Source organism: Sphingobium algorifonticola (assembly GCF_004005485.1).
Classification (GTDB): Bacteria; Pseudomonadota; Alphaproteobacteria; order Sphingomonadales; family Sphingomonadaceae; genus Sphingobium; species Sphingobium algorifonticola.
In genome coordinates, this window is the sequence record NZ_RZUL01000010.1 from 1 (window position 1) to 19,963 (window position 19,963).

Sequence of the window (19,963 nt, forward strand, 5' to 3'; positions counted from 1 at the left end):
AACGGCAGACCATCGAACATCGGCGCTTGCTTCACCGCAAGCTCGCCGCCTAACATCAACCCCCAGACGAGGCCCGCACTCCGCTAATCTACGCCGCGAGTTGCGCCAAATGTTCTGACGACGGACACGTGCGGGAACGGATGTTGTCATCAACATCGACGAAGACGCGGTAATCCGCGTTCAGGAGGATTTCGTGCCGGATGACGATAACGGCACGATCACCAGGGGCGCTGCATCTGCCAGCAATCGCTATGGCATTCATGTCGACGGTGCGGCCGCCGGGTCCATCCTTAACGACGGCAGTATCTATGTCGAGGGCCAGAACTCCGGGGGCCTCGTTTTAGAAGGAAACTGGACCGGCGACATCACACACAGCGGCGCAATGTCCGTGATTGGCGATTATGCCAAAGGGATATCGACGCAGAACATAAACGGCGACCTCAACGTATCGGGCGCGGTATCAGTGGCGGGATACGGGTCGGAAGCAATCAGTTTAGACGGTGATGTTACCGGTACAGTGACCATTCAGGGCACCGTCACGAAACGGTATTCGTTTACCGACGACGACGGCTCAACTGTAACACTCTCTCGCGAGGCATTGAGGCTCGGCACAGCCGCCGTCAGCATAAACGGAAATGTCGAAGGTGGCATATATATCGCCGCGCCGCCGGTCGATCGGGACGAGGACGACGATGATGAAGACAATGATGACATAGAAGATAGTGACGAAACCACAGGTTCTATAGTCACATATGGCAATGGCCCAGCGTTGCAGGTCGGCAGCGTAGGCGACATCATCATTGGATCTGTTGTCGGCAATGTCGGCACGCACTCCATTGTCATCGACGGGACTGTGTCGTCCAACGCCACGTACAGCAATACGGATGCATATGGCATCATAATTGGCGGACAGGGCGGAAATGTGACCTTGACGGACGGAATTGGCGTGTCCGGCTCATTGAGCGCAACGTCCTACGACCAAGCCGCAACAGCATTGCTGATTAACCAAGGCAGCACTGTGAACAGCCTTTACAACAGCGGCACAATCGCCGCTACGCTGTCGTCGGGAGGCGACGGCTTCACCACCGGTATACGGGATTTGTCCGGCACACTTACGTCGATCGAGAATACCGGGTACATTACGGCAAGCGGTACCAGTACCGATGTTCGCAATGCAATTGACCTTTCCTCCAACACTACCGGTGTTACCATCATCCAATATCTGAACGACGATGACGCCGAAGCCCGCGCGGATTATGTCGAGGAGAATGACGAGGAAGATCCCAACATCTATGCGAAGATAACCGGGGATATCCGTCTGGGATCGGGCAATGACACGCTGTCTGCTTCCACCGGCGAGATCGATGGCAATACCTATTTCGGGGGTGGCAATGACAGTTTAACGCTTGCCGACGATACTGTTTACACCGGGGATATCTATTTCGGCACCGGCGTGGGCGTAGCAACGCTGTCGGGCACGTCGACCTTTTCAGGCACGATGGACTTTGCCGGCAGGCGCGGAACGGTTACTATCGGCGACACAGCGAAATACTCCGGCGATTTTTCCAATGCCGACAATGTCGCTGTCACCCTTACCGGTGGCACGCTGATCCCGAACGAAGCAAAAACCGTGCGTTTCGGCAGCTTGGACGTCCGCTCCGGGGGAACGATTGGGGTGTATGTCGATGGCGACCAAAGTTCGACCATCAATGTCGGCAGTGCCACTTTGGCCGATGGCGCGAGCGTCACGGCGGTAGTCGACAATCTGGCAACGGCCGAGAACACCTACACGGTCCTCACATCGGCCAACCTCGACATTCAGGGGCAACTCGCCAATTCAGCCGACCTTCCCTTCATTTTCAAGAGTATCGTCACAAGCGATAGGGAAAATGTCTACCTTACAATTTCGCGCAAGACCACTGACGAACTGGGCCTCAAGAAAGCGCAAGCGGCGGCTTGGGATGCCACCTACCTGACAGCGCAGAACAACAGCAACATCACCAACAGCTTTCTCCAAGTGGAAGACTCTGAAACGCTGAACGAACAAGTCGGCTCACTTCTGCCCGATCATGCTGGCGGTGTTTTCAATTCTGTGTCGACTGCCGATCGCCTCGTCGCGCGTCACATCGCAGACGACACATCGCTCTTCAACATATCTGACGTCGGCGGCTGGCTGGAACCGATCTATTGGCGCACCAACAGAAAAGAAACCGATGTTGCAGCATACAAGGCAAATGGTTGGGGGCTATCGACCGGCATCGAGAAGCGTACCGGTCTCGGATATTTCGGCGTGTCCTATGCCTATCTACCGAGCACGGTGGAAAACAACGGCGGCACCGGAAAACTGGATATCAGCCAGCATAATGTGGGAGCCTTCTGGCGTATAGGCAGACAGTCGTTCCTAGCATGGGCGCGTATCGGCGCCTCACGTATCTCTATCGATTCGACAAGAACCTACACTGGCACATTGGACGACACGGACTTCTCCTACACCGCCGATGGAAGTTGGAATGGCTGGCTGGTCTCGGGAGTGCTAGGCGCTTCGTACAGGATCGATCTGTCCGATCGCTTCAGTATCAAGCCTAAGTTGGAACTGGAGCAGATGTGGCTGAAGGAAAACGGCTATGATGAAACCGCAAACAGCGCGGCAATCGCTCTGAGTGTCGCCAGCCGCACGAGCAAATCGCTGACCGCTACGCCCAGCGTCACAGCATCCTATTCGTTAGGGGAAATTTCGCGGGATTGGCGCGCGCTGACGTTCCAGGTTGAAGCCGGACGTCGGCAAGTGTTGAACGGAAATCAAGGCGACACAACTGCATATTTCAATGGTGATGATGAATTCGACGCCGGAGCGAACTTCACTATCGCGGGTGACGATCTCAAAGGCGCTTGGATAGGCGAAGCAAGTGTGCTCGGCGGTGGATATGATTTCACATGGAAGCTTACCACCCGCGCAGAAAAGGCGAATTCAGTAACGGATTTATCCGCCCGCGTGTCGCTCAGCGTCGCATTCTGATCGTCAGGTAGCAGGTCAAGACAGCTGCGGTGGTGCTGGCTGCGCAGCCGCAGAAATGATGATGTGTGCCGATCGCGGGAAATATGCGAGACACAATATCTTGGGACCATAAATTTTGATTTGGCGCACAAGCTGCGCTGTGGGTAGAATATCGCGGGTTGATGATGCTGCAAAAATCCATTCAGACCGTTGTCCCGCAAGGCTCGGAGCGTTGCAGGCCGACGGCAACAATCTTGATCGTGGACGACGACATCGTCATCCGGACGCTGTTGGCCAATGGCTTGGCAGCCAATGGATATAACGTGCATACCGCAGCGAACACGGTGGAGATGGATCTGGTGCGACAGCGCACATCCGTCGATCTCATCCTGCTCGACATAATGATGCCAGGCGAGGACGGCCTTTCCGCATGTCACCGGATTGAACGAGATTCTGGCCCCGCCGTGATATTATTGAGCGCACGGGGCGAAGAGCATGATCGGATAACGGGTCTTGACATGGGTGCCGCCCACTATCTGGTGAAACCTTGTAGTCTCCAGGAAGTGCTGGCGCATGTCCGGGCAGGTTTAAGGCGCCGCCCCAGCAATGAAAATGCAAGCACGAACCTGCATTTTTTGGGCTGGAGAATGAATCTCGCATCGCATGAACTGTTCGATCCGAACGGCATCCTGATCGATCTGACGGACGGAGAGTTCGCGGTGCTGCGGGTATTTCTGGAAAGCCCCCGCAGAGTTTTGAGCCGCGATCAGCTTCTGGCTGCAGCGCGAGGGCGCAATACCGATTCGTTCGACCGTGCGATTGATGTTCAGGTAAGTCGCCTGCGCAGAAAACTGAAATGCCGCGGAGAGGAAATCATCCGAACCGTCCGCAACGAAGGATATCTTCTCGTTCCGGAAGTGCATTCCATGTGATGCAGCCAGCCATTCGCAAAGGCGCACCACTTTTTCTTCGTATTTTTCTCGTGATGCTGGCGGCTGTCGCGCTGGTGCAGGTATTAAGTACCGCCCTTATTTTCCTGCAACCACCGCCTGTGCCCCCTATCGTTTCAGCGGACAGCATTATCGATATGCTACGCACCGGAAAATCGGGCTCTGGTGATCTTCGATTGTCGGACACACCACCACCCTCCAATATCGACGAGACATCTTTCCCGGAAGCGATGCATCGCAGAATTGCGAGCCAACTCGGCGTCGCGCCGGAGCGCGTGAAACTGTATTATCCCGCACGTTTCCGCCCCAAATTGCCTCCCTTGCCCAAATATCAGCCACCTCCGTCATCGGGCAACAATCAATCGGGTGCGATTATACGCGAGCGTACTGCCGAAAATCGTGATGATCTTTTGTTTGGTGATTTCAGCGTATCGCTCCAGTTGGAGGACGGTAGCTGGCGTACCGTGAAACCCACATTATCCGGCCTCGAATACTGGCGCAGCCGTGCCGTGGCCTGGCTGTTGATTTCGATGATTGCGGTGGCGCCCTTTGCGTGGTGGCTGGCGCGCAGGATTGCCAAGCCTATTGCACTATTTGCACGGGCGGCGGAAACATTGGGCAAAGACCCGAGATCTACGCCGCTTTCATTGGCCGGGCCGTCCGAAATTGCCGAGGCCGCAGCTGCGTTCAACCAGATGCAGGCACGCTTGTCGCGCTATGTCGAAGACCGCTCGATGTTCATGGCGGCCGTCGCCCATGATCTGCGGACGCCTCTCATGCGGCTGTCGCTGCGCCTTGAATCGGCGCCGGAGAGCATACAAGCCGCAGTGCGGGAGGACGTAGAGGACATGGATGCGATGATCCGGTCGCTGCTTTCCCTGTTGCGTGACTTGTCGGCATCCCCCCGTCGTCAGCGCCTTGATTTGCGCGCTATAGCGCAGAGCGTCACCGATCGAGCATTGGATGAAGGGGGGCAAGTGGCCTTGGTGGACGGCGATCCGTTGATTATCGAAGCGGATCCGATCTCGGTAAAGGCCCTGGTTGCCAACCTCGTCCAGAACGCACTTCTTTATGCCGGCGATGCAACGATAATGATGGGCCGAAGTCAGGATCATGCGTGGCTGGAAGTGCATGATAACGGTCCGGGTATTCCAGATAATCTGCTGGGACAGGTTTTCGAACCCTTCTTCCGGGTGGAAGCGTCAAGGAACCGCGAAACCGGCGGAGTTGGCCTAGGCCTTGCCAGCGTCAGGGCAATTGCACGAGCGCATGGTGGTGATGTCGTGCTGTCCAATCGTGCACAAGGCGGGCTGACCGCTCGGGTAACTCTTCCCATGTAAGCTAGGTTCGGCCGAGGCCTGTTGAAAGATGATTGCGGCGGCCGTGTAAACATATGTGCTATCTTTGTCTCACGCCGAACAGCCCGAACCTCGCATGCTTCCTTTGGATCGTAGTATGCGTACAGGTCCGAAGCGGATACATCCGAACGAATGCAGGCACAAAAATGCTCCTTATGCGCCGATCCTGGGTTCAAGGCCTGGCAGTGGGTCCATCACATTCCCGACGGGTTAGGTGCGGGAGCGAGAGCTTGCACTCGCCATAGTAGGCATTCGCCATTCGATGGTCGTGCTGATTTCTCCCCACGTCTCTACCCGCGAATGAAGTCCCGTTACAGAAACAGTTCGGCAGCAGCGTCGATGATCGCTTCGCTGTCGAGCCGGTAGACGCGATAGAGGTCAGGCAGGTCACCGGTCTGCCCGAACCGGTCTGTCCCCAGCGGGCTGACCCGTTGACCGCGCACGCCGCCGAGCCAGGACAGCGTAGCCGGTGAGCCGTCGAGCACAGTAATCAGCCCGGCATCGGGTGCGAGAGGGGCAAGCAGCGCCTCGACATGACAGGTCGGCGCACCACCTCCGTTCCAGCGTGCCGCCCGCCGCGCCGACCAGCCGCGATGAAGCAGGTCGGGCGAAGTGACGTTCAGCAGGCCAAGGCCAGGGATATCGGCAACGAGTTCTTCCCAGGCAGCGAGCGCCTCCGGTGCGACCGTGCCGCAAAAGGCAATAGCTGCGCTTGCGCCGTTGGCGGGCTGGCGCAGCCAGTAGCCCCCTGCCAGAGCATCTGCATGCCAGGCATCGTCATGACGCGACGGTTGGGAAATGACGCGCGTCGAGAGTCGCAGATAAACCGACGTGCCGTCCGGACGTTGCATGAGGTCGAAGGCGTGAGCCATCATCAAGGCGACCTCGTCGGCGAAGGCTGGCTCGTAACTTGTCAAGCCGGGTTGCCCCATGCCAATTAGCGGCGTGTAGAGCGATTGATGGGCACCGCCCTCCGCCGCCAGCGTCAGACCGGATGGTGTGCCGACCAGCAGGAAGCGGCTGTCCTGATAGCACCCATAGTTGAGGGCATCCAACCCGCGCGCGATGAATGGGTCATAGACGGTGCCGACCGGCAGCAGCCGCGTGCCGAAATGCGGGCCGGCAAGCCCCAGCGCCGCAAGAAGGAGAAAGAAATTGCTTTCCGCTATGCCGAGTTCGATGTGCTGCCCGGCAGTGTGCTGGATCCACTTTTGAGCCGAAGGGATGCGGGCTTTCTGGAATACGTCGCCAAGTTCCTGCCGACGGAACAGCCCACGCTGATTGACGAAGCCGCCGAGGTTGGTGGTTTGGGTCACGTCCGGCGCGGTGGTGACGATGTGGTCGGCCAGCGCGTCCCCCGACTTGGCCAGGTCAAGCATGATGCGACCAAACGCCGCTTGCGTCGATTGCTCCTCTCCGGGCGGGGGCGCGATCGGCGGAACCGGCAGGACGGGGGCATGTAATTCTGGGCGTTGCCGGGCCACGGCACTTGTCTCGACGAACGCTTCCAATGTCTGCGCGACATTGTCGCCCATGCCGCCCCACTTTTCCCACTCCTCGCCCGGGGCAATGCCGAGGCCGGCACGGAACTGCTCAATCTGCGCGGGATTCATCATCCCGGAGTGGTTGTCCTTATGACCGGCAAGCGGCAGACCATGGCCCTTGACGGTGTAGGCAATGAACAGGGTCGGGCGGTCGTCATTGGCGCCATCGAAGGCGTCGACCAGTGTCTCGATGCAGTGCCCGCCGAGATTTGTCATCAGCCGTGCGAGTTCGACATTGTCGAAGCTCTGGAGCAACTCGACTGTCTGCGGCTTGTCGCCGAGGTCGGTTATCAGTCGTGCGCGCCAAGCCTCACCGCCCTGGTAGGTCAATGCGGCGAAGTCGGCATTGGGGCAGTTTTCGATCCACTCCTCGATCGCCGTGCCGCCCGGACGTGCGAATGCGGCGCGCTGGAGGCGTCCGTGCTTGAGTGTCACCACCCGCCAGCCACAGGTTTCGAAGATGTCGTCGAAACGACGAAACATGCGGTCGGCCGTGGTCGCGTCAAGCGATTGACGATTATAATCAACTACCCACCAGCAATTGCGCAGGTCATGCTTGTATCCTTCGATCAGGCATTCGTAGATATTGCCTTCATCCAGTTCCGCGTCGCCAAGTAGCGCGATCATCCGGCCCGCATCTGCCTCCCGCAATTGCCCGTGCGCTATCAGATAATCCTGGACGAGGCTGCTGAAGGCAGTGACCGCCACGCCGAGGCCGACCGAACCGGTTGAGAAGTCCACCGGGATCGTGTCCTTGGTGCGGCTGGGGTAGCTCTGTACGCCACCTAACCCGCGGAAGGCTTCAAGCTTTCCGCGCGACTGGTTGCCGAGCAGGTAGTGGATGGCTTGCAGAACAGGTCCTGCATGGGGCTTGACCGCGACCTTGTCGTTTGGGCCCAACGCGTGAAAATAAAGCGCCGCCATGATCGCCGTGATCGAAGCACAGCTTGCCTGGTGGCCGCCGACCTTGAGCCCGTCCCGTTTGGGCCGGATATGGTTCGCGTTGTGAATGGTCCATGCAGATAGCCAGAGAAGCCGCTGCTCCAGCAGTTCGAGGGTGCTGACAAGTTCCTGACGGTCTGCTGCAGTAGTGGTTTTCATAAGCCTCGTTCCGTTTCCCCGACTGCAGCAAAATGTTGGTCGCAACTGCCAGGTACCAGCGCGCCTTACGCATCCTGGCAGGCGTGGAAACTAGACCTGCAACCCGGCTCATGTCCTTGCAAAATGGATAACAATTAGAGCGTAGATAGGCAGAAAAATCTTCAAAAGCCTCCAATCGTGGCAGATTATGCTAAAAAGCGGATTTGCACGTCAAAGCGGTAATGCGGTTTTGTAAACGACCGGGCGCAGCGCGAAGCTCGTCGTCACTTCTGATACGCCGGCGATCCGAGTCAGCTTCTGTCGCAGGAAATCTTCGAACGCGCCCAGTGAGTCGAACAGGCCCCGCAGTTGGTAGTCGCAGTCCCCGGTCATGAGATAGCACTCCATAATTTCAGGGAACGTCGCAACGCAGCCTTCGAATTTCGCCAGATTCTGATCGTCCTGCCGGTCGAGGCGGACACGGATGAATGCCGTGACCGGAAGCCCGACCGCGATCGGATCAACCAGTGCCACGTAACGGAATATCACGCCTGTGCTCTCCAATGCGCGCATGCGGCGCAAGCATGGAGAGGGGGAAAGCCCGACGCGTTCCGACAAATCGTGGTTCGTCATCCGTCCATCGGCTTGAAGGGCATTGAGGATGCGCCGATCCATCATATCGAGAGAAAAATCTGCCATTTTTCACACTCTAATTATCAACTGTTGCCACAAATAACCCATAAATTGGGTAATTCATGCCAATTTCTCAGTATCACTCACTACGCGGTTGAGACGTTGCGATTAGCCCTGTTGGGCTGGCGATGCCGCGCTTTCGATTCAAAGTCGTTGTCGATCTCGAAACTGCTGTCGTCGACGACTGAATAGCCTTGGCTTTCTATGGAAAGTCGCGCTCGGTGATCTGGGCGGCAGCGCCCGATAAAAGGCCTGACCAATTATTGTCATCTAACAGCTTATGATGCCTGCCATAGCCCCGAATGAAACGAAAGGCGCCAAAACGTAACAAGCGTGCGGCATATCATGCCCACCACATTGCCAAGCACGCCGCAACGCCCCCAATCACAATCTGTTGGTAATTGATCGCCAGACCGCACAAATCCTGCTTTCGCAAAAGCGGCATCGGCACCCGTGGAATGAGCGGCGATAGCATTTTAAGATGCCTTAGCTCAAACAGGTATTACCAATTATGTTGCAATTGATGCGCCACGCGCTACCAACGGGGCGACATGACTTTCAGGAGGGGAGAACCGCATCCCATGAAGATACAATCGGCCAAGGTGATCGTGACATGCCCCGGGCGCAATTTCGTGACGCTGAAAATCGAGACCGACCAAGGGGTTTATGGGATCGGTGACGCAACGCTGAACGGGCGCGAACTTTCGGTCGCTTCCTATCTGGAGGACCATGTCATACCCTCCCTGATCGGCATGGATCCGCGACGGATTGAGGACATCTGGCAATATCTCTATCGCGGTGCCTATTGGCGGCGCGGCCCGGTGACAATGCGCGCCATCGCGGCGGTCGATATGGCGTTATGGGACATCAAGGCCAAGATGGCGGGCATGCCCCTGTATCAGTTGCTCGGCGGACGCAGCCGCGACGGCGTAATGGTCTATGGCCATGCCAATGGCGGCGACATTGCCGAAACGGTTGAAGCCGTCGGCTTTTATGTCGACATGGGCTACAAGGCTATTCGCGCGCAGACCGGTGTGCCCGGGATCAAGGACGCTTATGGCGTGGGCCGCGGCAAGCTCTATTACGAACCGGCTGACGCCAGCCTGCCCTCAGTAACCGGATGGGACACGCGCAAAGCGCTGAACCACGTACCAAAGCTGTTCGAGGAACTGCGCAAGACATTTGGCTTTGACTATCATCTGCTGCACGATGGTCATCACCGCTACACGCCGCAGGAAGCCGCTAACCTCGGCAAAATGCTGGAGCCTTATCAACTGTTCTGGCTAGAAGATTGCACGCCCGCAGAGAATCAGGAGGCGTTCAAGCTGGTGCGCCAGCACACCGTTACACCGCTCGCAGTAGGCGAGATTTTCAACACCATCTGGGATTGCAAGGACCTTATCCAGAATCAGCTGATCGATTATATCCGCGCCACCGTGCTTGGTGCAGGCGGCCTGACGCATCTGCGCCGGATTGCTGACTTTGCTAGCCTCTACCAGGTGCGCACCGGCTGCCATGGCGCGACCGACCTGTCGCCAGTAACCATGGGTTGCGCGCTGCATTTCGATACATGGGTCCCCAATTTTGGCATTCAGGAGTATATGCGGCACACCGCCGAAACCGACGCTGTTTTCCCGCATGACTATCGGTTCGAGGCAGGACTGATGTATTGCGGTGAGGCGCCCGGCCATGGCGTCGATATCGACGAGGCGCTGGCGGCAAGATATCCCTACAAGCCAGCCTATCTACCTGTCGCACGGCTGGAAGACGGGACAATGTGGAACTGGTGACCGATGCGGGTCGCTCTGGTCGGGGAAGTCATAAAGGTGTCGAGCGGACGTAGTGCGAAAGGCGGAGCACGTTCGACGACAGTGATCGCCACCGGCTCTGGCACCAAAGGAACGAGGCATCGCCCTAATGCGACCGCGCGACCGCGCGACCGCATCGACGACAATCGATCTACCAACGCTCAATGACAAGGCGCTGTCGCAAAGTGACGTCACGTCGATGGCTGCAGATTAACAGTGAATGCCCTGCAACGAAATTGTGGTGAAGCTGCGGACCGAAAGCCCGATGCAGATCTTTCGGTCGTGCAGGCTCCTCGTTTTCAGAACTGGTCGAGATCGTTCGCCAGCGTCACCGGACCGCGATAATGTGCGCCAATTTGGTCGATATAGCCCTGTGTTCGCAACGGGTCGGGCGTGCCAGCGGCGAAATGGGTGATGACCAGCGCCTTCACCCCTGCCTTCGCAGCCAGCTGGCCCACGGCTTCGGGCGTCAGATGATGGGTTGAAAGGTGCTGCACCAACTGCTGCTTGGCTTGCGGGGGCATATCCAGTGAGTTGCGCGCGACATTGGCCATGGTGCCGCCCATATCGATCATCTCGCTGACCAGCAGGTCCGCGCCCTGCGCGAGTTTCTCGACCGCCGCACTGGGCCCGGTATCGCCGGTGTAGACGATCGAACGACCCGGCACATCGAAACGCAGCGACAGCGATTTGTAGTTACGATCCTGGGTGCTGCCGGGCGCAAAGTCATAATGGGAGTTCTGTGCGGCAGTTACGGTGAACCCATCAACCGATACGCGTTCGCCATCGCCCAGTTCGATCACCGCCACCGTGTCGGCAGGGGGTGCCCAGTGCTGACCAGGGATGCCATAACCGACGCGAGCGGCGGGTTGCATCGATGCGACCATGCCCGCCACCAGTTCGCGCGTGCCCGGCGGGCCGTAGACGGTGATCGGCTCTCGCTGGTTGGTCTGGTTGCGCAAACCCAGCACGGCAGACAGGCCGCCGGTGTGATCGACATGCAGATGGCTGAGGAACACCGCGCGCACCCGCGGCAGGAGAATCCCCGCGCGGGCGAGCTGCTGCACCGCTCCATCGCCCGCATCCACCAGATACACCTTGCCCTGATGCACCAGCGCGTTGGCCGGCTGCGATCGTTCAGGGGACGGCACTGGCCCGCCCATCGTGCCAAGCGTGATGAAGCCGTCGTTGGCTGGCGCAGGCTGTGCCGGAGCCGGAGTCGCCAAGAAGAGGACAGCCAGCACCGGAGCGACGAACAACTTTCCCACTAGAAATTATACCCCAATCTTATGCCGTAGGTCCGGGGCGGACGCAGTGTACCAACTGGGAAGTCGAGGATCGGGCGGGTGCCCGCGCGTGCCAGCACTTCTTCATCGGTAATGTTGTTGATAAATCCCGTGATACTCCATCCGCCCGCGCTTTCCAGCGTGGCATAGGCATCGGCCATGGCGAAGCTGCCCTGACGTTCTTCCGGCCGGAAATTCGAATTCAAGAAGCGACTGCTTTCGATATTGCCGCGCGCTCCCAGAACCAGGTCAAGTTCACCGGTCAGCGCAAACGTCCGCTCATAGCCCATATTGATCGCCCATTTCGGCGAGTTGACGGTTGGCCTGCCCGAACAGTCGATATCGAAGAATCGCGCAGCATTGACGCCGGGATTGGCCAGGCGGCTGCCCAATGTAGTGCATCCCGTGGTAACCGGTGCGCCGGTAGGCGAGAAATTGGCCGTTATGAGACTATTATATTTGCCGTTGAGATACTGAACGTTCAGGCTGAACAAGTCATTGCGGCTGGGCGCGAACCGCGCCTCGAACTCTGCACCATAAATGCGCGATTTGCCGGCATTAACCGTCGTAGACCCTTGCGCAAATATCCCGCCTGCGGTGCGTACACCGCCCACGAATGTGATCTGCTGGTCCTTGTAGTCCCAATAAAAGGCCTCAATGTTAAGCTGCAACTTGTTGTCAAAGAAGCGATTTTTTGCACCAACGGTGAACGCGGTCAAGTTTTCCGGGGCAAAGGTGTTGTTGGGGGGCTGGGCAACGAAAAAGCCGCCAGATTTGAAGCCAGTCGCCGCATTGGCATAGATTAGCGACTGTGGACCTGCATCCCATTCCAGCCCTGCCTTCCAGGTGAACTTTTCGAACGAAAGATCGCCGGTGAACGGGGCGCTGAGTGGCGGGGTGATAGGGCCGGGCAGACCGCCTGATGCCACTGACGTGAACTGTTCCTTGTCCTCCTTGGTGTAGCGTCCACCTGCTACCAGCCGCAACGCATCGGTGATGTCGAAGGTCAACTGGCCAAAGGCGGCAATGCTCTCAGTGCTGAGCCGTGGTGTGAAGCGTGTGGTGGAGATATTGCCCTGACGGAAGAAGTTTTCGGTAATCTGGTTTTCACCGAAGTAGAAGACACCCAGCACATAACGCAGCCGCTGGTCGTCGTTCGATGCAAGGCGAACTTCCAGCGATGTCTGCTCGGCCAGATCGGTCACCGTTCCGGCAAAGCCCGGCAAATATGTGAGCAAATTGACATCAGACCGACGATAGGCCGGAATGACCGTCAGCGTACCAAAACCCATATCGCCCACGATGGTGGCGCTGACTCCAATGAATTCATTGTCCAGAAAGCCATCGCTTCCAGGAAGTGCGACGCAGCCGCTGTTCACGAAATTGCCCGCACCGCCGCAAAAGGGCGGGGCCACAATTCCTGACGCAAGCCTGCGGATCGCCGCATGCGCAACTGGATCGGAAATACCGACACGGTCTTCCAGCGGCGGTACGGCATAGCGCGCCTCAGGCAGCAGGACCGCGCCTGCACCCTTGCCGCGTTGGTTGTAATAATCGGCGACCAGGGTCATCGACCAGCGGTCGGACGGTTCGATCAGCAGGGACGCACGGAAAGCCTCACCCTTGTCATCGTCATAGCCGTCGGAAATGTATCCGTCGCGATCGACGATCTGGCCCGCCAGACGCAGCGCGACGGTATCGCCGATGGGAATGTTCAGCGCGAGCGAGGCCTTTTTGCTGTCGTAATTGCCATATTCGAACAGGCCTTCGCCGCTAAACGTCCCCAGCACCGGCTTTTTGGGAATGACGTTGATCGCGCCGCCGGTGGCATTGCGGCCATACAGCGTACCCTGCGGCCCCTTGACCACCTCGACCCGCTCAAGGTCGTAAAACACGCCGGCAGGCGCCGTGGGCCGACCGACATAGATGCCGTTGAAGTTGAAGGCGACGGCGTTTTCCGCAAAGGAATTCTGCGAGTTGGTGCCGACGCCGCGCAGAAAGAAGCTGGTCGTGCCGCCGGTCGGCTGAACGACGAGCGACGGCACCAGGCGGCCAAGATTGGCGGTTTCGGTGATGCCGGACTTCGTCAGATCGTCGCCGGTCACCGCAGTGACGGCAACCGCAGCACGCTGTAGGCTCTCTTCGCGCCGCTGTGCGGTCACAACGATTTCGCCGAGGCCCTCGGCCTGATCTTCGACCGTGGATCCGGCGGTGGCGGCATCCTGTGCTAAAGCTACGGCGGGCACCGCGAATACCGCGAACGCCGTTGTAGCCAACAAAATTGCTTTCATAAATCCTCTCCCCAACGATGCGTGATGCCTTGCTTGGGCAACCACTATTTCGAAGAGAGATAACAGAGGGGCTAGGCATAGGTGAAATCTTTTGTTTTAATGATGATCTAGTAATGTTATGGATAGATATCAGCGATGCGGTTCAAAGGTCTCGACCTCAATCTCTTGGTTGCCTTCAACGTGTTGATGGATACGCGGAGCGTTTCGCGTGCGGCACACCAACTGAACCTCAGCCAGCCTGCGATGAGCGCGGCGCTGGGCCGATTGCGTGACTATTTCGGTGATGACCTGCTTGTGCTTCAGGGCAAGCGCATGTTCCCGACACCATATGCCGAATCGCTCGTTCCGATGGTACAGGACACGCTGCGCCGTATCGATGCGCTGATCACCACGTCGACCAGCTTCGATCCTGAAACGTCGCAGCGCGTGTTCCGCCTGATCGCATCCGACTATATCACTGCTGCGGTTATTGCGCCCTTGTCACGCCACCTTGCGCATGTTGCGCCCGGTATCCGGCTCGAAGTCGTACTACCATCCGATGGCAGCGCCGATCTGATCGCGCAGGGTGCATTTGACCTACTTATTACGCCCGAGGAGTTCATAAACCCGAGCCAGCCTGCCGAGCTTCTGTTCGAAGAACGTCATGTCATTGTCGGGTGGAACAAAAACCCGATTTTCAAACGTACCATTAGCCTGGACGACATTGTCAGTGCCGGCCACGTCAGCGTACATATGGGCAACCAGCGGACCAGCGCCTTTGCTGACAGTGTCATGGATAAGCTGGGCCATTTTCGCCGTATCGACATGACGGCGTCGTCGTTTACCGTCGTACCTTGGCTGATCATCGAAACCGATCGCCTGGCGCTGATGCACGAGCGGCTGGCTCGTTGCATGGCGCAGATGTTCCCGCTCGCAATGGCTTCGATACCCTTTTCTTTCCCGGCGATGCGCGAAATGATGCAATTCAACCACGCCAGATCCGCCGATGATGGCTTGGCCTGGCTGCGGGACGAACTGCGACGGCACAGTGCACTGGATTGAGCAAGTTAATCCATAAATCTGATGTTTAAGTATCCAAACAATAATATTTACAGATTTACCTCTCTCGCCTTATCCTCGGGTCACAATAGAGCAAGCTCGGTTACGCAATCCCCGGGGCGGAGAGGCAATCCAGCATGAAAAACATGCAAATATTGGTCGTGGGTGGCGGCATCGGCGGGCTGACATCAGCCATCGCGCTTTGCCGTGCCGGTCACACCGTCGAAGTTATCGAACGCGATCCAAACTGGTCGGTTTATGGCGTCGGCATCATACAGCAGGGCAATGTCATTCGCGCAATGACCGAACTCGGACTGATCGACGATTACATCGGTGCCGGTTTTGGCTTTGATCGGGTACAAGTTTATATCCCTACCGGCCAATGCGTTGCAGACATTCCCACGCCGCGCTTGGTCGACGGCTATCCGAGCAATGTCGGCATCGGCAGGCCCGCGCTGCATAAGGTGCTGGGTGACCGCGCCAAAGGCGCTGGGGCACAGATTCGCCTCGGTGTAACGGTCGATACGCTGGTCGATGATGGGGAAGGTGTGTCGGTCACGTTCAGCGACGGTTCGACTGGCAGGTACGACCTCGTCATCGGTGCGGATGGGCTGTATTCGCAGACACGCGAAACCATTTTCCCCGATGCACCCAAGCCAGAATTTACTGGTCAGTCGGTTTGGCGCTACAATTTCAAGCGCACGCCTGATGTGGTCGGCCTGCAGGCTTATGAAGGGCCAACCGGCATTGGCTTGGTGCCCCTTTCCGATGAACTGATGTACATGTACGTCACGACGCCGGAGCCGGGCAATCCATGGTATGCCAAGGAAGACTTGGCGAGCACCATGCGCAGCAAGATCGCAAACATTCCTTCGCCCGCCATCAAGGCACTGGTCGACCAGATCACCCAAGACCATGAAGTCGTGTACAAACCGCTCGAATGGATTTTGCTGGAAGGGCCATGGCACAAGGGCCGGGTCGTTTTGCTGGGCGACGCCGTGCATGCGACTACACCGCATCTGGGTCAGGGCGCCGGCATGGCTATCGAAGATGCGTTGGTTTTGGCGGCCGAGTTGGCAAGAGCCGACTCCATTGAGCCCGCGTTGACGGCCTATCGCAATCGCCGCTTCGAACGGTGTCGCTACATTGTCGAATCCTCCCGCGCCATCTGTTTCGGCCAGATCGGCAAAGGGCCGCTGGTCGATAACGCGCACGCAACAAGGGACATGTTCATGAAGGTGGCAGAGCCAATTTGAATCTGTAATCTTCTAATTTCTTCAAGGATTTAACTTATGACACGTGTCAGCGAAATTCGCTACGTCGGCTATGCCGTGACCGATCTTGCCGCCGAAGCGGCCTTCTACCGCGATGTCTGGGGCCTGAAAGAGGCTGGCGAGCAGAACGGGATGCTGCACTTTGCTGCTGAGGGCAGTGACGAGCTTTATGTCGTGCGCCTGCGTGAGGCGGACACGCAGCGGATCGACGTCATCACCCTTGCCGCGAACAGCCGTGCCGATGTCGATGCGCTGCACGTCAAGGTCGCGGCCTATGGTTGCCAGATTATATTCGCACCCAAGGCGCTCGAAACGCTGGGCGGCGGCTATGGCTTTCGGTTCTTCAGCAAGGACGGCCTGCCATTCGAGATTTCAAGCGATGTCGCCCGCGGCACATCGCGCGAGCTCATTCGCTGGGAAGGCATTCCGCAAAAGATCAGCCATATCGTCCTGCATTCGCCCGACCACAAGGAAATGGTTCGGTTCTTCACCGATGTGCTTGGCTTCAAGGTCAGCGACTGGCTGGGCGATTTCATGTGCTTCCTGCGGTGCAACCAGTGGCACCACCGCATCGCATTGCTGCCTGGCCCAGCCTGCCTCAACCACGTCGCCTATGACATGCTCAGCGTCGATGACATGATGCGCGGCATTCATCGGCTGAAGCAGCAGGGCACCGATATTCGCTGGGGCCCCGGCCGCCACACCGCCGGAAACAACACCTTCAGCTACTTCACCACGCCCGGCGGTTTTGCGGTCGAATATACCGCCGAACTGGAGGAAGTGGATGATGCCACATGGGAGGCCAAGGTCCACACCCCTGCCCCCATGATCATGGATCAATGGGGCGTAGGCGTGGGTGGACCGCAGACCATGCCGCACCCTGCGCCGGACGCAGGCCTGTTCCAGCCTGTTGGAGTCTGAACGTCATGGCGCTTTTTGAGTATTTCCCGAATTATGTATGGAATCTGTCGGTCTCGATCGCGCTGGAAAGTGGCGGCAAGATTGGAGAGATTATCGACATGTGCAAGCCGATCCGCGATGCGGCGGCAAATGGTGAAGACGCGGGCACCGGCGCGTTCCTGCAGCAATGGGTGGCGATGGGCGAAAAGCTGATCGCACTTGCCGCCGAGGATGAGGCACGCGGTCGCAGCCTTTCTGCTTCCAGGAAGCTCGAGCGCGCCGCCCTCTACCTCCTGGTGGGTGAACGCATGCAGGGCCATGGCAACCCTGCGCGTATTGCTACCTTTGCAATGGCGCAGGATACATTCGCCAAGGCGATGAAGTTGGGCAACCACCCGATCGAGCGTGTGATGATACCCTATGAGGGCAGCGAATATCCCGCGCTTTATGTCCGCGCGCCAGGAGAAGGCCCCAAGCCGGTGGTGGTTTACTGCAATGGCCTCGATAGCTCGAAGGAGCTGCTTTACTGGTCCAACCTGCCCCAGGCGCTGGCAGCACGCGGCATTTCCACGCTCTGTGTCGATCAGCCGGGCACGGGCGAGGCGCTGCGCATCGGCAACCTGCCCGCCACGCCGCATTCGGAAAAATGGGCATCGCCTGCGGTCGATTGGCTGGAGAAGCAGCCCGATGTCGATCCCTCGCATATCGGCATGACCGGCATTTCGCTCGGCGGCCATTTTGCCCCGCGCGCTGTCGCTTTCGAACCGCGCTTTGCTAGCGGCGCCGTCTGGGGGGCCAACCACAATTGGGCCGAAGTCCAGCAGAAACGCCTCCGCCGCGAGGGCGAAAATCCGGTACCGCATTACTGGGCGCATGTGATGTGGGTGTTCGGCGCAAAGGACATGGACGATTTCCATGAAAAGTCGAAGGACATGCACCTCAACGGCGTGATGGAACGGATCAAGGTGCCGTTCCTCGTCACCCATGGCGAGCAGGACCGGCAAATCGGCCTGGAATATGCGCACCAAAGCTACGACCAGTTGACGAGCAGCCCCAAGCGCGAGCTGAAAATCTTCACCCCGCGTGAAGGCGGCGTCGAGCATGTCGGCGCTGACAATATGTCCTATGGCTGCGACTATATTGCCGACTGGTTCGCCGAAACATTGGGCGGCGATACCGCCGGAAAGTCTGCATAATGACCTACATCGCCATCGCGCACGTCCTAGTGACGAGCGTAGGCAGATATTTGCAGCAGCTAGGCAATCACTGGGGACATATTACGTCAGTGACCCTTGCCGTGCTGCACGGTGTGATCAGTTTCGCCAGGAAGCCGCGCGCCGCGGAGTGGGGGGCCGATGCGCGGGTGATGCTTGACGCCGAACGCAATACGCCGGTGTGTGCTATTAGCGTCCCCGCCGCGGGCCGAATTGGCGGCCGGACATCTACGCTGAGGCACGATGTCGGTCTTTTCGCCTTTCGCGAAATGCCGCTGACCGTCCATTGGATGGATCGATGACATCGGTCAGTGCACATTTGCGTTTTAGCACGCTGATATCCGTCGTCATCTCCATGGCGATAAGTGCGGCCTTCTTCCTCCTGATATTTGGCGGCACGCCAAATATCCGAGTCTTCACCGTGGATGGACTCGCGCTGGACTTCATCCCGCAGACCTTGGCGGCCGGATTTATGTCCGCATTGGTGCCCGCAATTCAGACAAGAGCGAAAATGGTCGCAGGGAGCATCACCGGATCTCCTCCCCCGCTTTGGCAGATTGCGGTCCGCGCGCTAGGGCTCGCCCTTGGCGGCTTGGCATTGGCTGGCGTGATAACTGCCCTTCTGTGGCTCGCTGGAGCAGAGGCCATGAGTTGGGCCAGCGCCTTGGCTATGAAAATCGGCTATGGGGGGCTGCTAGGCCTTATCATCACGCCCATCGCTTTGCGCGCAATCTTGCCGAGAGGATAGCCATGGCCCGGACATTCGTCGATTTGTCGATCTATTTGGAAAACGACGTCATTACCGATCCGCCCTTCATGCGGCCGAAGATCACCTATCAGCAGCATGCCGACACCGTGGCCGAACTTGGTCACTTCTTCCCCGGCGTGACAGTCGAGCAGACCCCCGACGGCGCAGGTTTTGCCGCAGCCGAATGGGTGACGCTGACCACGCACAACGGCACGCATTTGGATGCCCCATGGCACTTTCACCCTACGATGGACGGAGGCAAACGCGCGATCACCATAGACGAGGTCCCACTTGAGTGGTGCTTCAATCCCGGCGTCAAACTCGACTTTCGGCATTTCGATGACGGCTATGTCGCCACCGCTGCCGATGTTGAAGCGGAATTGGATCGCATAGGATATGAACTTCAGCCATTCGATATCGTGCTCGTCAACACCGCTGCGGGCGGCGCGGTAGGTAACCCGGAATTCGTCAATATCGGCTGCGGCATGGGGTATGAAGCGACCATGTATCTGCTCGAACGCGGTATCCGGGTGACCGGCACCGATGCATGGAGTTGGGATGCTCCGTTCAGCCATACTGCGAAAAAAGTTGCGGAAACCGGGGATACATCGCTGATTTGGGAAGGGCACAAGGCTGGTCGCGATATCGGCTATTGCCATCTGGAAAAGCTGCACAACCTCGAAAGCCTGCCTTCGCACGGGTTCACCATCAGCTGTTTTCCCCACAAGATCCGGGGCGCGTCGGCCGGCTGGACCCGTGCCGTTGCGATCATCGAAGGCTGAGC

The 19,963-nt window shown here is 58.2% G+C and carries 15 protein-coding genes; 11 read left to right on the forward strand and 4 right to left on the reverse strand.

Annotated features, from left to right (window positions below; all coding sequences use genetic code 11):
• Positions 1–193: 193 nt before the first annotated feature.
• From ENE74_RS16215 to ENE74_RS16225, 3 genes are all read left to right on the forward strand, one after another.
• Positions 194–3,016: an autotransporter family protein gene (locus ENE74_RS16215; RefSeq protein ID WP_127691928.1), complete on the forward strand. Its 2,823-nt coding sequence runs from the start codon at positions 194–196 to the stop codon at positions 3,014–3,016.
• A gap of 164 nt (positions 3,017–3,180) precedes the next feature.
• Positions 3,181–3,927, forward strand: a complete 747-nt coding sequence (locus tag ENE74_RS16220; RefSeq protein WP_206517749.1) for a response regulator — start codon at positions 3,181–3,183, stop codon at positions 3,925–3,927.
• Entirely contained in the window at positions 3,927–5,285 is a 1,359-nt protein-coding gene (locus ENE74_RS16225; RefSeq protein WP_127691967.1) for an ATP-binding protein, read from the forward strand. Before ENE74_RS16220 ends, ENE74_RS16225 begins: the two co-directional genes overlap by 1 nt.
• Positions 5,286–5,614: 329 nt before the next feature.
• Here ENE74_RS16225 and ENE74_RS16230 read toward each other — a convergent pair whose 3' ends face one another.
• Both ENE74_RS16230 and ENE74_RS16235 read right to left on the reverse strand, forming a co-directional pair.
• Positions 5,615–7,948: a transketolase gene (locus ENE74_RS16230; protein ID WP_127691930.1), complete on the reverse strand. Its 2,334-nt coding sequence runs from the start codon at positions 7,946–7,948 to the stop codon at positions 5,615–5,617.
• Between the two features lie 210 nt (positions 7,949–8,158).
• On the reverse strand, positions 8,159–8,626 hold the full coding sequence (locus tag ENE74_RS16235) for an Lrp/AsnC family transcriptional regulator (protein WP_127691931.1): 468 nt from the start codon (positions 8,624–8,626) through the stop codon (positions 8,159–8,161).
• 575 nt (positions 8,627–9,201) lie between these two features.
• On the opposite strand from ENE74_RS16235, the gene manD reads away from it, so the two are divergent.
• On the forward strand, positions 9,202–10,410 hold the full coding sequence (manD, locus tag ENE74_RS16240; RefSeq protein WP_127691932.1) for a D-mannonate dehydratase ManD: 1,209 nt from the start codon (positions 9,202–9,204) through the stop codon (positions 10,408–10,410).
• A 317-nt stretch (positions 10,411–10,727) separates the two neighbouring features.
• Here the strand turns inward: manD and ENE74_RS16245 are convergent, their stop codons facing one another.
• Both ENE74_RS16245 and ENE74_RS16250 read right to left on the reverse strand, forming a co-directional pair.
• The gene (locus tag ENE74_RS16245; RefSeq protein WP_127691933.1) at positions 10,728–11,696 is read right to left on the reverse strand and encodes an MBL fold metallo-hydrolase; all 969 of its coding nucleotides are present in this window, start codon (positions 11,694–11,696) and stop codon (positions 10,728–10,730) included.
• The gene (locus ENE74_RS16250; RefSeq protein WP_127691934.1) at positions 11,696–14,005 is read right to left on the reverse strand and encodes a TonB-dependent receptor; all 2,310 of its coding nucleotides are present in this window, start codon (positions 14,003–14,005) and stop codon (positions 11,696–11,698) included. Before ENE74_RS16250 ends, ENE74_RS16245 begins: the two co-directional genes overlap by 1 nt.
• Positions 14,006–14,170: 165 nt before the next feature.
• Between ENE74_RS16250 and ENE74_RS16255 the strand changes: the two genes are divergently transcribed.
• The 7 genes from ENE74_RS16255 (at position 14,171) to ENE74_RS16285 (ending at position 19,961) form a co-directional block, all read left to right on the forward strand.
• A complete protein-coding gene (locus tag ENE74_RS16255) occupies positions 14,171–15,046 on the forward strand; it encodes a LysR family transcriptional regulator (RefSeq protein ID WP_338142996.1) in 876 nt (291 codons plus the stop codon).
• Between the two features lie 134 nt (positions 15,047–15,180).
• Positions 15,181–16,299, forward strand: coding sequence for an FAD-dependent oxidoreductase (locus ENE74_RS16260; protein WP_127691936.1), 1,119 nt, complete (start codon positions 15,181–15,183; stop codon positions 16,297–16,299).
• Positions 16,300–16,335: 36 nt separating this feature from the next.
• Positions 16,336–17,238 carry a VOC family protein gene (locus tag ENE74_RS16265; RefSeq protein ID WP_127691937.1) on the forward strand — a complete coding sequence of 301 codons (903 nt, stop codon included), beginning with the start codon at positions 16,336–16,338 and terminating at the stop codon, positions 17,236–17,238.
• A gap of 5 nt (positions 17,239–17,243) precedes the next feature.
• On the forward strand, positions 17,244–18,413 hold the full coding sequence (locus ENE74_RS16270; protein WP_127691938.1) for an alpha/beta hydrolase family protein: 1,170 nt from the start codon (positions 17,244–17,246) through the stop codon (positions 18,411–18,413).
• A complete protein-coding gene (locus ENE74_RS16275) occupies positions 18,413–18,733 on the forward strand; it encodes a DUF2218 domain-containing protein (RefSeq protein WP_127691939.1) in 321 nt (106 codons plus the stop codon). The genes ENE74_RS16270 and ENE74_RS16275 overlap by 1 nt, the downstream gene beginning before the upstream one ends.
• The gene (locus ENE74_RS16280; RefSeq protein WP_127691940.1) at positions 18,730–19,179 is read left to right on the forward strand and encodes a hypothetical protein; all 450 of its coding nucleotides are present in this window, start codon (positions 18,730–18,732) and stop codon (positions 19,177–19,179) included. The genes ENE74_RS16275 and ENE74_RS16280 overlap by 4 nt, the downstream gene beginning before the upstream one ends.
• Positions 19,180–19,181: 2 nt before the next feature.
• Positions 19,182–19,961 (forward strand): cyclase family protein, encoded by a 780-nt coding sequence (locus ENE74_RS16285; RefSeq protein WP_127691941.1) that lies wholly within the window; start codon positions 19,182–19,184, stop codon positions 19,959–19,961.
• The last annotated feature ends 2 nt before the right edge of the window (positions 19,962–19,963 follow it).

What these genes read in the sequence shown, in the direction of transcription:
- ENE74_RS16235 (WP_127691931.1), bottom strand. Translation starts at nt 8,626, where the DNA reads ATGGCAGATTTTTCTCTCGATATGATGGATCGGCGCATCCTCAATGCC.
- ENE74_RS16230 (WP_127691930.1), bottom strand. Translation starts at nt 7,948, where the DNA reads ATGAAAACCACTACTGCAGCAGACCGTCAGGAACTTGTCAGCACCCTC.
- ENE74_RS16265 (WP_127691937.1), top strand. Translation starts at nt 16,336, where the DNA reads ATGACACGTGTCAGCGAAATTCGCTACGTCGGCTATGCCGTGACCGAT.
- ENE74_RS16280 (WP_127691940.1), top strand. Translation starts at nt 18,730, where the DNA reads ATGACATCGGTCAGTGCACATTTGCGTTTTAGCACGCTGATATCCGTC.
- ENE74_RS16270 (WP_127691938.1), top strand. Translation starts at nt 17,244, where the DNA reads ATGGCGCTTTTTGAGTATTTCCCGAATTATGTATGGAATCTGTCGGTC.
- ENE74_RS16225 (WP_127691967.1), top strand. Translation starts at nt 3,927, where the DNA reads ATGCAGCCAGCCATTCGCAAAGGCGCACCACTTTTTCTTCGTATTTTT.
- ENE74_RS16275 (WP_127691939.1), top strand. Translation starts at nt 18,413, where the DNA reads ATGACCTACATCGCCATCGCGCACGTCCTAGTGACGAGCGTAGGCAGA.
- ENE74_RS16220 (WP_206517749.1), top strand. Translation starts at nt 3,181, where the DNA reads ATGCTGCAAAAATCCATTCAGACCGTTGTCCCGCAAGGCTCGGAGCGT.
- ENE74_RS16285 (WP_127691941.1), top strand. Translation starts at nt 19,182, where the DNA reads ATGGCCCGGACATTCGTCGATTTGTCGATCTATTTGGAAAACGACGTC.
- ENE74_RS16250 (WP_127691934.1), bottom strand. Translation starts at nt 14,005, where the DNA reads ATGAAAGCAATTTTGTTGGCTACAACGGCGTTCGCGGTATTCGCGGTG.
- manD (WP_127691932.1), top strand. Translation starts at nt 9,202, where the DNA reads ATGAAGATACAATCGGCCAAGGTGATCGTGACATGCCCCGGGCGCAAT.
- ENE74_RS16260 (WP_127691936.1), top strand. Translation starts at nt 15,181, where the DNA reads ATGAAAAACATGCAAATATTGGTCGTGGGTGGCGGCATCGGCGGGCTG.